The following is a 13,854-nucleotide window of genomic DNA, read 5'->3' as shown; positions in this document are numbered from 1 at the left end:
TTAATCGCGGGCGTCAACGGAGACACATGCATGACGAAGAACGAAACACCCGCAGTACGCGAGACCGCCATTCTCGCGGGGGGATGTTTTTGGTGCCTGGAGGCCGTCTTCAAGGAAGTCGATGGTGTGGAGTCGGTGAGCTCGGGCTACATCGGCGGGCGTGTCGAGGCGCCCACCTACCGGCAAGTCTGCGACGGTGGCACCGGCCATGCCGAGGCGGTGCAGATCGTCTTCGACCCGGCGGTGGTGAGCTATCGCGAGCTGCTCGAGATCTTCTTCGTCATCCACGACCCCACCAGCCTGAATCGCCAGGGCAACGACATCGGTACGCAGTACCGCTCGGCAATCTTCGCGGTGAGCGACGAGCAGCTGCACACGGCCCTGGACCTCATCGAATACATGGGGGAGGCGCGCGTGTATCCGAGCGCGATCGTCACCAAGGTCGAGCGCGCCGGTATCTTCTGGCCGGCCGAGGACTACCACCGCGACTACTACGCGAACAACTCCGACCAGCCCTACTGCCAGTACATCGTTGCGCCGAAGGTCGCGAAGTTCCGCGAGAAGTTCGCCAACCGGCGCAGGCGGGGCGGGTAGAATCGGGGTTTTAACCCCGCAGGAGAGTTCCGATGTCCCAAACCACCACCGCCAGCGGCCTCGTCATCGAGGATCTGGAAGTCGGCAGCGGTGCCACCGCCGCCGCGGGCAAGCGCGTGTCGGTGCATTACACCGGCTGGCTGACCGACGGCAAGAAGTTCGATTCGAGCAAGGATCGCAACGACCCGTTCGACTTCCCGCTGGGCGCGGGTCACGTGATCCGCGGCTGGGACGAAGGCGTGCAGGGCATGCAGGAAGGCGGCAAGCGCAAGCTGACGATCCCGCCGCAACTCGGCTATGGTGCGCGCGGCGCCGGCGGCGTGATCCCGCCGAACGCGACCCTGGTGTTCGAAGTCGAGCTGCTTAAGGTTTTCTGACCCGGTCTGACCCGGATCAGCCTTGTGGGAGCGGCTTCAGCCGCGAATGCGCCGTGCCTCGCAGTGGCGCTGCTTCGCGGCTGAAGCCGCTCCCGCATCGGGCTCTGACGGCGCGATTACAAGAAAAAGGGGAGACATGAAACTCGACCCGGTTCAGCGGCGCATTCTCGCGCTGCTGCAGAAGGATTCGACGATCAGCACGCAGAATCTCGCCGAGAAGGTGGGCCTGTCGTCGTCGCCGTGCTGGCGGCGCGTGCGCGAGCTGGAAGAGGCGGGGCTGATCCGCGGCTATGTCGCGCTGCTGGATCGCAGGAAGCTCGGGCTGGAAACCTGTGTGTGGGTGCGCGTGAAGCTGAAGAAGCACAGCGCCGATGTGCTCGACCGTTTCGAGCAGGCGGTGAAGGGCTGCGACGAGGTGGTCGAGTGCTACGAGCTGCTCGGTGAGACCGACTGCCTGCTGAAGCTCTACCTGCCGAACCTGGAGGCGCTGTCCTCCTTCATGCACAACTTCCTGCTGAAGATTCCCGAGGTCGACGTGACGAACTCCAGCGTCGCGCTGCGCGAGATCAAGAACGAGACGGCGCTGCCGCTTTAGGGCGGGCAGCGCCTTCGTCGTGACGCCGGCCCGGTTCAGGCCGCGAGTTCCCCGATCTCCTCGCCCAGGTACGCGCTGCGGACCTTCGGGTCGTCGAGGAGCGCCTTGCCGGTGCCTTCCAGCGTGACGCGTCCGCCTTCCATCACGTAGGCGCGTTCGGACACTTCGAGCGCGAGGTTGGCGTTCTGCTCGACCAGCAACACGCCCATGCCTTCGCGCGTGATCGAGTGGATCACCTCGAAGATCTTCTCGACGACCAGCGGCGCGAGACCCATCGACGGCTCATCCAGCAGCAGCACCTGCGGACGCGACAGCAGCGCGCGGCCGATCGCGACCATCTGCTGCTCGCCGCCCGACAGCGTGCCGGCGACCTGGCTGAGGCGCTCCTTCACGCGCGGCAGCAGCGTGAACACCTTCTCCATATCGGCGGCGATGCCGTCGGTGTCGCGGCGCGTGTAGGCGCCGGTCTGCAGGTTCTCCGCGACGGTGAGGCGGGTGAAGATGCCGCGCCCTTCCGGCACCAGCGCGAGCCCCTTGCGCAGGCGCAGGTGCGAGGGCAGCTTGCCGATGTCCGCGCCGGCGTAGCGGATCTCGCCGCCGCTGTGCGGCACGACGCCGGCGAGCGTGTTGAGCGTCGTGGTCTTGCCGGCGCCGTTCGCGCCGATCAGCGATACGAGTTCGCCCTCGCGCACCTGCAGGTCGATGCCCTTGACGGCCTGAATGCCGCCGTAGGCGACCTTGAGGCCGCGGACTTCGAGGATGGGGGTGGTGTTCTCAGTGCGCACGGTGGCCTCCCAGGTAAGCCTTGATGACGTCGGGGCAACGCTGGACCTCGGCCGGCGTGCCTTCGGCGATCTTCTTGCCGAAGTCGAGGACGGCGACGCGGTCGCACAGTCCCATGATGAGTTTCACGTCGTGCTCGATCAGCAGCACGGTGATGCCATCGCTGCGGATCGTCTCGACCAGGGTGCGAAGGCCCGCGGTCTCGGTCGCGTTCATGCCGGCGGCGGGCTCGTCGAGCGCGAGGAGCTGCGGCTCGGTGGCGAGCGCGCGGGCGATCTCCAGCCGGCGCTGGTCGCCGTAGGAGAGGTTCCTGGCGACGGTGTCGGCGTGGCGCCCGATGCCGACGTAGTCGAGAATCTCCAGCGCGCGTTCCTGCATCAGGCGCTCTTCCTCGCGGGCCGCGCGGCTCTGCGTGAGGATGCCCCACACGCCCGACGACGAGCGGATGTGGTGGCCGGCCATGACGTTTTCCAGCGCCGTCAGTTCGCGGAACAGGCGGATGTTCTGGAAGGTGCGTGCGATGCCGTGGTGCACGACGAGGTGCGGCTTGGCCGACGGCAGCTCGGCGCCGTTCATGACGAACTCGCCGCCGTCGATCGCGTAGGCGCCCGTGAGCACGTTGAAGAAGGTGGTCTTGCCGGCGCCGTTGGGGCCGATGAGGCCGTACACCTCGCCCTTGCGGATCGTCAGCGAGACGTCGGTGAGCGCCTTCAGTCCGCCGAAGCGTTTATTCACGGCGCGCGATTCGAGCAGGGTGATCATGCGTTCCTCCGGTCACGGTGGGCATAGCGGGTACGGGCGGGCAGCAGGCCGGCGGGGCGGACGAGCATCATCACGATCATCGCCAGCGACAGCAGCAGCATGCGCAGGACTTCGGGGTCGAGCAGGGTCTTGCCGAACAGCGCCATCTGCATCGGCACCGCGAAGTGACGCAGCAGTTCGGGCAGCGCGGTGAGCATGATCGCGCCGACGATGACGCCGGCGAGGTTGCCCATGCCGCCGAGCACGATCATCGTCAGCACGACGATGGATTCCATCAGGCTGAAGCTCTCCGGGCTGACGAAGCCCTGGAAGGCCGCGAAGAGCCCGCCCGAGACGCCGCCGAAAGTCGCGCCGAGCGCGAAGGCCAGCAGCTTCATCATGCGCGTGTCGATGCCGATCGCCTTGGCGGCGAGCTCGTCGTCGCGGATCGCCGCCCAGGCTCGCCCGATGCGCGAGATCTGCAGGCGGCGCACGAGGATGATCGCCAGCACGACGCAGGCGAGGAAGGCGTAGTAGTACAGCGTCAGCGACGGGATCTGGACGCCGAAGAGGTCGAGATCTTTCGACAGGTCGAGCCCGACGATCGTCAGCGGGTCGATCGAGTCGATGCCCTGCGGGCCGTTGGTGATGTTGATCGGCTGGTTCAGGTTGTTCATGAAGATGCGGATGATCTCGCCGAAGCCCAGCGTCACGATCGCGAGGTAGTCGCCGCGCAATCGCAAGGTCGGGAAGCCCAGCGCGATGCCCGCGAGCGCCGCGAAGGCCGCACCGAGCGGCAACACGATCCAGAACGGCAGGTGGATGCCGAAGTGCGGGGACGCGAGGAAGGCCCAGGTGTAGGCGCCGACCGCATAGAACGCGATGTAGCCGAGATCCAGCAGGCCGGCGAAGCCGACGACGAGGTTGAGGCCGATCGCGAGCAGCACGTACAGCAGCGCGAAGTCGAGCACGCGCACCCAGCTCTTGCCCATCGACAGGGCGATGAGCGGCGCGGCGAGCGCGAGCAGGATGACGAGGGGGCGCTGCAGGCGTCGGTCGAGCGCGAAGCTCGCCGGCAGCGGAAGGGCGGTGGAGTTCGTGGTCATGGTCTCTTTCCTGTGGGGTCAGGCGCGGTCCGCGACGCGTTCGCCGAGCAGGCCGGACGGGCGGAAGATCAGCACGGCGCCGAGGATCATGAAGGCGAAGATGTCCTGGTAGCTCGAGTTGAGAAAGCCGAAGGTCAGGTGCTCGATGTAGCCGGCGCCGAAGCTCTCGACGAGGCCCAGCACCAGGCCCCCGACCATCGCGCCCGGCAGGTTGCCGATGCCGCCCAGCACCGCGGCGGTGAAGGCCTTCAGCCCCGGCGTGAAGCCCATGCCGTAGTGCGCGATCGCGTAGTTCGACGCGAACAGCACGCCGGCCAGCGCCGCGAGGCCCGAGCCGATGATGAAGGTCGCGGCGATCACGCCGTTGGCGTTGATGCCCATCAGGCCGGCAACGCGGTGGTTCTCGGCGGTCGCGCGCATCGCGCGGCCCAGGCGGCTCTTGTTCACCAGCAGCATCAGCCCGCCCATCAGCGCGAAGGCGACGACGATCGTGAAGATCTGCAGCGGCGACACGACGACGCCGTCCATCGGCTGCATCGGGGTGGTCGACACGAGCTGCGGGAAGACGTGGAACTCGCGGCCCCAGATGATCATCGCCAGCGTCTGCAGCAGGAAGGACACGCCGATCGCGGTGATCAGCGGCGCGAGACGCGGCGCGTTGCGCAGGCGGCGGTAGCCGATGCGCTCGATCAGGTAGCCGACGGCCATGCACATCGGTACCGCCACCGCCACGCCGGCGGCGAGCAGCACCACCGGATGCAGGCCGGGGACCGCGGCGTTGAGGAGGCTGACGGTCTGCAGCGCGACCAGCGCGCCGACCATCAGCAGGTCGCCATGGGCGAAGTTGATCAGGCCCAGGATGCCATAGACCATCGTGTAGCCGAGGGCGACGAGCGCGTAGATGCTGCCCGACACCAGGCCGTTGAGTGTTTGTTGCAGGAAGGTTTCCATCGATTCACCCTTGGTGTTGTGCACACCGCGACGGCGGGCGCCGCCGGATTGCCGGACGAGCGCTGCCGCTGCGTCCGCTGGTGCGCGGACGCAGGGCGAGCGTCGTGATCCGGGGAAGAGGTGCGCCGACCGCGGTACTGCCGGCCGGCGCGAGGAGAACTGTTACTGGATGGTCTGCAGCGGCGCCCACTTGCCGGCGTCGAAGTTATAGACGGTGATCGAACCGCCCTTGATGTCGCCCTTGTCGTCGAACGCGACCGGGCCGGTGACGCCCTGGTAGGCGAGGGCGCGCAGTGCGGGCTGGTACTTCGCCGGTTCGACCGAGTTGGCCGTCTTCATCGCCTCGATCACGGACATCATCGCGTCGTAGGCATACGGGGCATAGACGTGGATGTCGTTGCCGTAACGCTGCTTGAACTGGGTACGGAAGGCCGCGCCGCCGGGCATCTTGTCGAGGGGGATGCCGGCCTGGGTGCAGAAGGTGGTTGCCGACAGCGCGTCGCCCGCCATCTTGATCATCTCGCCGGTGCAGCCGCCGTCACCGGTCAGCAGCTTCGCGGTCATGCCGAGTTGCTTCATCTGGCGCGCGAGCGGTGCCGCCTGCGCGTCCATGCCGCCGTAGAACACGGCGTCGGGGTTCATGGCCTTGATCTTGGTGAGGATCGCCATGAAGTCGGTCGCCTTGTCGTTGGTGAATTCGCGTCCGGCGATCTGGCCGCCGGAAGTCTTCACGGAGTTCGCGAAGGCGTCCGCGAGGCCCTGGCCGTAGGCGGTGCGGTCGTCGATCACCGCGATCTTCTTCGCCTTGAGCTGATCGACGGCGTACTTGCCCAGCGCGTTGCCCTGCTGCAGGTCGTTGGCGATGACGCGGAAGGTCATCTTGTAGCCCTGCTGGGTGAGCTTGGGGCTGGTGGAGGAGGGGGTGATGACCGGGATGCCGGCCTGCTCGTAGATGCGCGAGGCGGGGATCGAGGCGCCGGAGGTGACGTGGCCGACCACGCCCTTCACGCCGGAATCGGTCAGCCGTTGCGCGACGGTGGTCGCGGTGCGCGGGTCGGCCTGGTCGTCCTCGCTGACGAGTTCGAACTTGACCGTGTCGCCGCCGATCTTGATGCCCTTGGCGTTGGCGTCCTCGATCGCGAGGCGCGCGCCGTTCTCGCCGTCCTTGCCGAAAGCCGCGGCCGGGCCGGTCAGGGGGCCGGCGTGGCCGATGCGCACGACGACTTCCTTGGCGTGGACGGCTCCGGCGGCGAGGCTCGCGGCAGCGAGGGCGAAAATCAGTTTGTTGTGCTTCATGGGTGTCTCCTCCTTGTGGGCGGTGCGCGGGTACTGCTGCACAGGCACAGCGGAGACGAAGGGACACCGGCCGCTCGCGCGGCAACCGGTCGATCCACGATGGTTTGTCTCCTGCCTGTATTTTTTTCCGCAGCCGTTCGTGGGGCGGTTGCGAGGTGATGAATGGTACGGAGGGCGGTGGGGAATTGTTTTGCGGCTTTTGCGGGATTCACCTACGCCGGAAGGAAAATTCTTCCTCCTCCAGCATGGTTTTGGCGGCATTCGTACCGAAAGCGTGTGGCGCGGTGCAACAAGCATCCATTCCAGACGGCCATTTCCTTGCGCGACAGTTCCTGCCGGCACGGTGCTCCGGTAGCATCGCGGACCCATCCCGCGGATACTTGTTTCATGGACCAGCCCGCCCGCGCCTGCGGCATCGATTTCGGCACCTCCAATTCAACCGTCGGGTGGGTTCGACCGCGCATGCCGACGCTGGTCGCGCTCGAGGACGGCAAGCCGACGCTGCCTTCGGCGGTGTTCTTCAATGCGGACGAGGAGACGACGGCGTTCGGTCGCGCTGCGCTGACGGAATACCTGGAAGGCTACGAAGGCCGCCTGATGCGCGCGCTGAAGAGCCTGCTCGGCAGCAGCCTGATCGAAGGCCAGACCGAGGTGCTGGGGCGCGCGCTGCGTTTCCGCGACCTGCTCGCGAGCTTCATCGGCGAGTTGAAGGCGCGCGCCGAGGCGCAGGCCGGACGCAGTTTCGACAAGGCGGTGTTCGGCCGCCCGGTGCGCTTCGTCGACGACGACGATGAGGCCGACCGCAAGGCGCAGCAGACGCTCGCCGAGATCGCGGCCCAGGTCGGATTCCGCGACGTGAGTTTCCAGTTCGAGCCGATCGGCGCGGCGCTGCACTACGAGCTGTCGCTCGCGCGCGAGGAGCTGGTGCTGATTGCCGACATCGGCGGCGGCACGGCGGACTTCTCGCTCGTGCGCCTGTCGCCCGAGCGCGCGCGGCGGTCACATGATGAGCACGACCGCCGCGAGGATCTGCTCGGCAATGGCGGCGTACATATCGGCGGCACCGATTTCGACCGAGCGCTGAGCCTGGAATGCGTGATGCCGCTGCTGGGCTACCGCAGCCGCATGAGGAGCGGTGCCGAGATTCCATCGAGCGTCTACTTCCAGCTCGCGACCTGGCACACGATCAACTTCGCCTACACGCGGCAGGCGTGGGCGGACCTGCAGAACGTCTATCGCGACGCCGCCGCACGCGCGGAGCTCGACCGTCTTGCGAAGCTCATCAGCAATCGCGAAGGTCACTGGCTCGCGCTGCAGGTGGAGCAGGCGAAGATCGACCTGTCTGCGGCGCCAGCGGCGGTCATGGACCTCGACCGCCTGGAGGACGGCCTCGGCCACACGATCACCGAGGGCGATTTCGCATCGGCCACGCTCAACCTCGTCGACCGTGTCGCGGCGTGCGTGCGTGCGCTGCTCGACGAGGCAGGCCTGCGGCGCGAGCAGGTCGATACGATCTATTTCACCGGCGGCGGCAGCGCGGTGCCGCAACTGCGCGCGCGCATCGCCGCCGAGCTGCCGCAGGCGCGCAGCGTCGAGGGCGACCTGTACGGCAGCATCGGCGCCGGGCTGGCGGTGGAGGCAGCGCGCCGCTACGGCTGAGCAGGGCGAATTTCGCGCCCGTGCTCGCTGGCGAGGCGGAGATGCTGCGGTGCACTGCCCACAATCCAGCCGATATTTCCGCAAATCGCGCATCGGGGGAAAATTTTTTCTGCGATGCCTGAATTCCCCCGCAACGAGAAAAAACTCGCCGACGCCATCTCCTTACGATGCTCACTCGCGTTCGATGCCGCGGACGCACATAACAGCAACCATACAGGAGACAACGTCGGCAGGCCGGATACGGGCGTCACGAGCGCCACGCGTCCAGCGGCTTGCGACGATTCACGCGCCATGTCGAAGATCCATTCGAACACCCCCTCCCCGCAGGCTCCCGCTTCCGTCGCGCTCGACGACAAGTACACCCTCACCTCCGGTCGCGCCTACATGACCGGCATCCAGGCACTGGTCCGCCTGCCGATCATGCAGCGTCTGCGCGACCAGGCCGCGGGGCTCAACACAGCCGGCTTCGTCACCGGCTACCGCGGCTCGCCGCTCGGTAACGTCGACCAGGAGTTCTGGAAGGCGAAGAAATACCTCGAGCCGCATCACGTCCGCTTCCAGCCGGGTCTGAACGAAGACCTCGCCGCGACCGCCGTGTGGGGCACGCAGCAGGTGAATCTCGACCCGAACGCGCTGTACGACGGCGTGTTCTCGATCTGGTACGGCAAGGGCCCGGGCGTGGATCGCACCGGTGACGTCTTCCGCCACGCCAATGCCGCAGGCACCTCGAAGCACGGCGGCGTGCTCGTGATCGCAGGCGACGACCATGGCGCCAAGTCCTCGACGCTGCCGCACCAGACCGAGCACATCTTCAAGTCGATGATGATGCCGGTGCTCGCGCCCGCGGGCATCCAGGACTACCTCGAATACGGCCTGCACGGCTTCGCGCTGTCGCGCTACTCGGGCTGCTGGGTCGCGTTCAAGGCGCTGACCGACACCGTCGAGACCTCGGCCTCGGTTGATATCGATCCGTTCAAGGTCCAAACGGTCATCCCGGCGGACTTCCCGATCCCCGCCGACGGCCTCAACCTGCGCTGGCCCGATCCGCCGCTGGTGCAGGAAAAGCGTCTCGTGCATCACAAGCTGTACGCCGCGCTCGCCTACTGCCGCGCCAACGGGCTCAACAAGACGATCATCGACAGCCCGAACGCCAAGCTCGGCATCATCACCGCCGGCAAGAGCTACCTCGACGTGCGCCAGGCGCTCGAAGACCTCGGCATCGACGACAAGGTCGCTGCCGAGATCGGCATTCGCCTCTACAAGGTCGGCATGGTGTGGCCGCTCGAAGCCGAAGGCGTGCGCGAGTTCGCCAACGGCCTCGACGAGATCCTCGTGATCGAGGAGAAGCGCCAGTTCCTCGAGTACCAGCTGAAAGAAGAGCTCTACAACTGGAACGAGAACGTCCGTCCGCGCGTCATCGGCAAGTTCGACGAGAAGGGCGAATGGGCGCTGCCGCACAGCGACTGGATGCTGCCCGCCGCCGGCGACCTGACCCCGGCGATGATTGCCCGCGTGATTGCCGCGCGCATCGCGCGCTTCTACACCTCGGACAGGATCAAGGCGCGCCTCGCCTTCTTCGACGCCAAGGAAGCCGCGCTCGCCAAGCCCCGCCTGTCGATCCAGCGCGTCCCGCACTACTGTTCGGGCTGCCCGCACAACACCTCGACCAAGGTCCCGGCAGGTTCGCGCGCGATCGCCGGCATCGGCTGCCACTATATGGCCACCTGGCTGTCGCCCGAAACGACGCAGACCTTCTGCCAGATGGGCGGCGAAGGCGTGCCCTGGGTCGGCCAGGCGCCCTTCACGAAGACCCCGCACGTCTTCGCGAACCTCGGCGACGGCACCTACATGCACTCGGGGATACTGGCGATCCGCGCGGCGGTCGCCGCCAAGGTGAACATCACCTACAAGATCCTCTACAACGACGCCGTCGCGATGACCGGCGGCCAGCCGCACGACGGCACGCTTTCGGTGCCGATCATCGCTCGCCAGCTCCAGGCCGAAGGCATCGGCAACATCATCGTCGTCAATGACGGCCCGCGCGCCTACGGCCCGGCGGACCTGCCGCACGGCGTGCCGATCCGCCACCGCGACGAGCTCGACGCCGTGCAGCGCGAACTGCGCGAAGTGCCGGGCGTCACCGCCATCATCTACGATCAGACCTGCGCCGCCGAGAAGCGCCGCCGCAGGAAGCGCGGCAAGTTCCCGGATCCCGCAATGCGCGTCGTCATCAACGACCTCGTGTGCGAAGGCTGCGGTGACTGCAGCGAGAAGTCGAACTGCATGTCGGTGACGGCAGTGGAGACAGAGTTCGGCCGCAAGCGCACGATCGACCAGTCCGCGTGCAACAAGGATTTTTCGTGCGTGAAGGGCTTCTGCCCGAGCTTCGTGACGATCGAAGGCGGCAAGCTGCGCAAGGGCAAGGCCGCGACCGCGGCGGGGGACGTTTTCGCGTCGCTGCCCGAACCGATGCTGCCGGCGACGAACGCGCCCTGGGGCATCCTCATCACCGGCGTCGGCGGCACCGGCGTCGTGACGATCGGCGCGCTGCTCGGCATGGCCGCGCACCTTGAAGGCAAGGGCGTGTCCATCCTCGACATGGCCGGCCTCGCGCAGAAGGGCGGGGCGGTGTGGTCGCACGTCAAGATCGCCAACCGGCCCGAAGACATCTTCGCTGCGCGCGTCGCCGCCGGCGAAGCCAACGTCGTCATCGGCTGCGATCTGGTGGTGTCCGCAAGCGATGAATCGCTCGCGAAGATGCGCACCAATCACACCCGCGTCGTCATCAACCGCGACCAGACCAATACCAGCGAATTCGTCCGCGGCTTCGCGGCGCAGGCGCGCAGCGGCAACGTCATGAAGCACCCGGACCCGCAGTTCCCGGCCGGATCGATGGAAAACCAGATCGTCGACGCCGTCGGCAGCCAGAACGTCGAGTTCCTTGAGGCCTCGCGTCTCGCGACCGCGATCCTCGGCGACTCGATCGCGACCAACCTCTTCATGCTCGGTTTCGCGTGGCAGCGCGGCCTCGTGCCGCTGACGCGCGATGCGATCATGCGCGCGATCGAACTGAACGGCGCCGCGATCGAGGCCAACAAGTCCGCCTTCCAGTGGGGCCGCCGCGCCGCGGTCGATCCGGATGCGGTCGAGAAGGCCGCCAAGCCGCAACACGGCACGCCGGAGCACCACAAGCTGTCGGCTTCGGTCGATGAAGTGATCGCGCGCCGCAAGGCCTTCCTCGCCGACTACCAGGACGCCGCCTACGCCGAGCGCTACACGAAACTCGTCGAGCGCGTGCGTGCTGCGGAAGCGAAGGTCCAGCCCGGCACGACGCTGCTGACCGAAGCGGTCGCGCGCGGCTACCACAAGCTGCTCGCCTACAAGGACGAGTACGAAGTGGCGCGCCTCTACACCGACAGCGACTTCCTCAAGCGCGTCGAGGAGCAGTTCGAAGGCGACTACAAGCTCGTCTTCCACCTCGCACCGCCGACGCTCGCCGACAAGGACCCGCAGACCGGTGAGCTGCAGAAGAAGAAGTACGGCCCGTGGATGCTCAAGGCGATGCGCCAGCTCGCGAAGATGAAGGGTCTGCGCGGTTCGATGCTCGACCCCTTCGCCCGCACGCACGATCGCAAGCTCGACCGTCAGCTGATTGCCGACTACGAGCGTGTCGTCGAGGAGATCCTCGCCGGCCTCGAGAAGGCGAACTTCGAAACCGCCATCGAACTCGCCAGCCTGCCCGAGCAGATCCGCGGCTTCGGTCATATTCGCGAGCGCTACCTGCGCAACGCCCGGATGCGCGAAGCGGAACTCCTCGCGGCCTTCCGCCGCAAGGAGCGCCCGGCCGAGGTGACGAACGGCAAGGTGCGCAAGACCATCGCCGTTATTCCGGGATAAGCCCCCAGGAGTCTCCGCTTCGCTCCGCCGTTCAGCAGGCGCGGAGCGGTGCTCCGGGAATTCCTGCTTGGAGTCGTCGCTTCGCTCCGCCGTTCAGCAGGCACGGAGCGGTGCTCCGCGAAACCCCTGCTTCACCCCTCCCGCAGCAAACCTTCCGTCACGGCCACGAGCCGTGGTGGAGGGGGCGTTGCACCCTTTCCAGACCAATGAAGGAGACATCATGAGCGTTTTCAATCTGAGCGATTTTGCCGACCACGAACAGGTCGTGTTCTGCAGCGACGAAAAGAGCGGCCTCAAGGCCATCATCGCGGTGCATAACTCCAACCTCGGCCCGGCGCTGGGCGGCTGCCGCATGTGGCCCTATGCCTCTGAGGAGGAAGCGATCCGCGACGTGCTGCGCCTGTCGCGCGGCATGACCTACAAGTCGGCGATGGCCAACCTCAAGCTCGGCGGCGGCAAGTCCGTGATCATCGGCAACCCGCGCACCGACAAGACCCCCGAGCTGCTGAAGGCCTTCGCCCAGGCCGTCGAGCGCGTCAACGGCCGCTACATCGCCGCGGAGGACTCCGGTACCGGCGTCGACGACATGAAGTTCATGTCGCAATTCACGCAGCACGTCGCCGGCATCGTCGACAAGCCCTCCGAGAACGGCACTCGCAGCGGTGACCCCTCGCCCGCGACCGCCTACGGCACCTTCGTCGGCATCAAGGCCGCGGTCAAGGAGCGTCTCGGCCGCGACTCGCTGGAAGGGCTGAAGATCGCCGTGCAGGGCCTCGGCAACGTCGGCTTCGACCTTGCCCGCCAGCTGAAGGCAGCGGGGGCGCAACTGTGGGTCACCGACATTCATCGCGAACCGCTGCTGCGCGCCGCCAAGGAGTTCGAGGCGACCGTCGTCGCGCCGGATGAGATCTTCGGCCTCGACGTCGACGTCTTCGCCCCGTGCGCGATGGGCGCGATCATCAACGACCAGACGCTGCCGCAGCTCAAGGCGAAGATCGTCGCCGGCGCCGCCAACAACCAGCTCGCCGAGCCGCGCCACGGCCTCGCGCTGATGCACAAGGGCATCCTGTACGCCCCCGACTACGTCATCAACGCCGGCGGCATCATCGACGTGTACTACGAGCGTACCGGCAACTTCGACCGCGCGGCGCTCACCGCCCACATCGAGCGCATCTATGACAATCTGATGGAAATCTTCGCGCGCGCACGCAAGGAAGAGCGCCCGACCGGGGAAGTCGCCGACGCGATCGCCGAGGAACGCTTCAAGCGCTGACCGGCTGCTCGCTCGATGCCGGTCCGTCCCTCCGATGGGGGAGGGGCCGGCAACGATGAGCCGGATTAGCCGCGCAGGAGCTTCGACGCGAGGTCTGCGAGGCCGCCGGACAAGGCGTTGTCGTCCGGCAGCCGGCCCTGCGGCGTGAGCTGGTCGATGAGCTGGGGCAGCAGCGCCGCGAGCCCGCCGGCCGCTTCCTGCTGCGGGATGCCGAGCTGATTCGCGATGCCGTCGATCGTGTCGGCGCCGAGCGCGGTCGAGAGCTGATTGCCGTCGATCGCCGCGTTCTGGCCGGTACCGACCCACGACGCCGCCGCCTCGCCGAGCCCGGCCTGCTGGAACTGCTGCAGCAGGCCCGCGAGTCCGCCCGGCTGATTCTGCAGCAGGTTCATCGCGATCTGCAGCAGCGCGCCGCCCGGCGCCTGCCCACCCTGCTGCTGTCCGTCGCCCAGCACGCTTCCCAGCACCTGGCCGGCCAATCCGTCCAACAATCCCATTCCGGTCTCCTTGGCGTTTGCGAGAGAGAGGCCATTGTTTGCCCTTCCGCTCCATTCCGCAAGCATTGCCGGGCGCGCTCCGTGC

The 13,854-nt window shown here is 67.0% G+C and carries 13 protein-coding genes; 6 read left to right on the top strand and 7 right to left on the bottom strand.

Translation table 11 applies throughout. The features are described 5' to 3' along the window. The first annotated feature begins 30 nt into the window (after positions 1-30). The 3 genes from msrA (at position 31) to GO615_RS07825 (ending at position 1,566) form a co-directional block, all read left to right on the top strand. A complete protein-coding gene (msrA, locus tag GO615_RS07835; RefSeq protein ID WP_169126690.1) occupies positions 31-594 on the top strand; it encodes a peptide-methionine (S)-S-oxide reductase MsrA in 564 nt (187 codons plus the stop codon). A gap of 32 nt (positions 595-626) precedes the next feature. Beyond that, complete coding sequence (locus tag GO615_RS07830) at positions 627-971, top strand: FKBP-type peptidyl-prolyl cis-trans isomerase (protein WP_169126688.1); 345 nt, start codon at positions 627-629, stop codon at positions 969-971. Between the two features lie 136 nt (positions 972-1,107). Next, positions 1,108-1,566 (top strand): Lrp/AsnC family transcriptional regulator, encoded by a 459-nt coding sequence (locus GO615_RS07825; RefSeq protein ID WP_169126686.1) that lies wholly within the window; start codon positions 1,108-1,110, stop codon positions 1,564-1,566. A 35-nt stretch (positions 1,567-1,601) separates the two neighbouring features. Here GO615_RS07825 and GO615_RS07820 read toward each other — a convergent pair whose 3' ends face one another. The 5 genes from GO615_RS07820 to GO615_RS07800 all read right to left on the bottom strand — a co-directional run bounded on the left by GO615_RS07820 (position 1,602) and on the right by GO615_RS07800 (position 6,443). Beyond that, positions 1,602-2,351, bottom strand: a complete 750-nt coding sequence (locus GO615_RS07820) for an ATP-binding cassette domain-containing protein (protein WP_169126684.1) — start codon at positions 2,349-2,351, stop codon at positions 1,602-1,604. Continuing rightward, the gene (locus GO615_RS07815; protein ID WP_169126682.1) at positions 2,341-3,111 is read right to left on the bottom strand and encodes an ABC transporter ATP-binding protein; all 771 of its coding nucleotides are present in this window, start codon (positions 3,109-3,111) and stop codon (positions 2,341-2,343) included. Before GO615_RS07815 ends, GO615_RS07820 begins: the two co-directional genes overlap by 11 nt. Further along, a complete protein-coding gene (locus tag GO615_RS07810; RefSeq protein WP_169126680.1) occupies positions 3,108-4,196 on the bottom strand; it encodes an ABC transporter permease subunit in 1,089 nt (362 codons plus the stop codon). Before GO615_RS07810 ends, GO615_RS07815 begins: the two co-directional genes overlap by 4 nt. A gap of 18 nt (positions 4,197-4,214) precedes the next feature. Continuing rightward, positions 4,215-5,147, bottom strand: coding sequence for a branched-chain amino acid ABC transporter permease (locus GO615_RS07805; protein ID WP_169126678.1), 933 nt, complete (start codon positions 5,145-5,147; stop codon positions 4,215-4,217). A gap of 162 nt (positions 5,148-5,309) precedes the next feature. Continuing rightward, complete coding sequence (locus GO615_RS07800) at positions 5,310-6,443, bottom strand: branched-chain amino acid ABC transporter substrate-binding protein (RefSeq protein ID WP_211166997.1); 1,134 nt, start codon at positions 6,441-6,443, stop codon at positions 5,310-5,312. 387 nt (positions 6,444-6,830) lie between these two features. Here GO615_RS07800 and GO615_RS07795 point away from each other — a divergent pair, with 387 nt between their 5' ends. Next, on the top strand, positions 6,831-8,102 hold the full coding sequence (locus GO615_RS07795; RefSeq protein ID WP_169126676.1) for an Hsp70 family protein: 1,272 nt from the start codon (positions 6,831-6,833) through the stop codon (positions 8,100-8,102). Here GO615_RS07795 and GO615_RS07790 read toward each other — a convergent pair. Further along, positions 8,093-8,416 carry a hypothetical protein gene (locus tag GO615_RS07790; RefSeq protein WP_169126674.1) on the bottom strand — a complete coding sequence of 108 codons (324 nt, stop codon included), beginning with the start codon at positions 8,414-8,416 and terminating at the stop codon, positions 8,093-8,095. The two genes, GO615_RS07795 and GO615_RS07790, sit on opposite strands and share 10 nt — an antisense overlap. On the opposite strand from GO615_RS07790, the gene GO615_RS07785 reads away from it, so the two are divergent. After that, positions 8,394-11,999 carry an indolepyruvate ferredoxin oxidoreductase family protein gene (locus GO615_RS07785; protein WP_169126672.1) on the top strand — a complete coding sequence of 1,202 codons (3,606 nt, stop codon included), beginning with the start codon at positions 8,394-8,396 and terminating at the stop codon, positions 11,997-11,999. The two genes, GO615_RS07790 and GO615_RS07785, sit on opposite strands and share 23 nt — an antisense overlap. Before the next feature lie 220 nt (positions 12,000-12,219). After that, a complete protein-coding gene (locus GO615_RS07780) occupies positions 12,220-13,272 on the top strand; it encodes a Glu/Leu/Phe/Val dehydrogenase dimerization domain-containing protein (RefSeq protein WP_169126670.1) in 1,053 nt (350 codons plus the stop codon). Positions 13,273-13,337: 65 nt separating this feature from the next. Here the strand turns inward: GO615_RS07780 and GO615_RS07775 are convergent, their stop codons facing one another. Continuing rightward, positions 13,338-13,835, bottom strand: coding sequence for a YidB family protein (locus GO615_RS07775; protein WP_479686197.1), 498 nt, complete (start codon positions 13,833-13,835; stop codon positions 13,338-13,340). Positions 13,836-13,854: the final 19 nt, after the last annotated feature.

The sequence above is a fragment of the Aromatoleum evansii genome (assembly GCF_012910805.1).
Lineage (GTDB): Bacteria > Pseudomonadota > Gammaproteobacteria > Burkholderiales > Rhodocyclaceae > Aromatoleum > Aromatoleum evansii.
The sequence above is the reverse complement of the archived record's forward strand: the minus strand, read 5'-3'. Positions and strand labels throughout refer to the sequence as shown.

Bases quoted from the DNA above. Each gene is read 5' to 3' on its own strand.
- msrA (WP_169126690.1), top strand. From the start codon at position 31: ATGACGAAGAACGAAACACCCGCAGTACGCGAGACCGCCATTCTCGCG.
- GO615_RS07830 (WP_169126688.1), top strand. From the start codon at position 627: ATGTCCCAAACCACCACCGCCAGCGGCCTCGTCATCGAGGATCTGGAA.
- GO615_RS07825 (WP_169126686.1), top strand. From the start codon at position 1,108: ATGAAACTCGACCCGGTTCAGCGGCGCATTCTCGCGCTGCTGCAGAAG.
- GO615_RS07815 (WP_169126682.1), bottom strand. From the start codon at position 3,111: ATGATCACCCTGCTCGAATCGCGCGCCGTGAATAAACGCTTCGGCGGA.
- GO615_RS07810 (WP_169126680.1), bottom strand. From the start codon at position 4,196: ATGACCACGAACTCCACCGCCCTTCCGCTGCCGGCGAGCTTCGCGCTC.
- GO615_RS07805 (WP_169126678.1), bottom strand. From the start codon at position 5,147: ATGGAAACCTTCCTGCAACAAACACTCAACGGCCTGGTGTCGGGCAGC.
- GO615_RS07800 (WP_211166997.1), bottom strand. From the start codon at position 6,443: ATGAAGCACAACAAACTGATTTTCGCCCTCGCTGCCGCGAGCCTCGCC.
- GO615_RS07795 (WP_169126676.1), top strand. From the start codon at position 6,831: ATGGACCAGCCCGCCCGCGCCTGCGGCATCGATTTCGGCACCTCCAAT.
- GO615_RS07785 (WP_169126672.1), top strand. From the start codon at position 8,394: ATGTCGAAGATCCATTCGAACACCCCCTCCCCGCAGGCTCCCGCTTCC.
- GO615_RS07780 (WP_169126670.1), top strand. From the start codon at position 12,220: ATGAGCGTTTTCAATCTGAGCGATTTTGCCGACCACGAACAGGTCGTG.
- GO615_RS07775 (WP_479686197.1), bottom strand. From the start codon at position 13,835: ATGCTTGCGGAATGGAGCGGAAGGGCAAACAATGGCCTCTCTCTCGCA.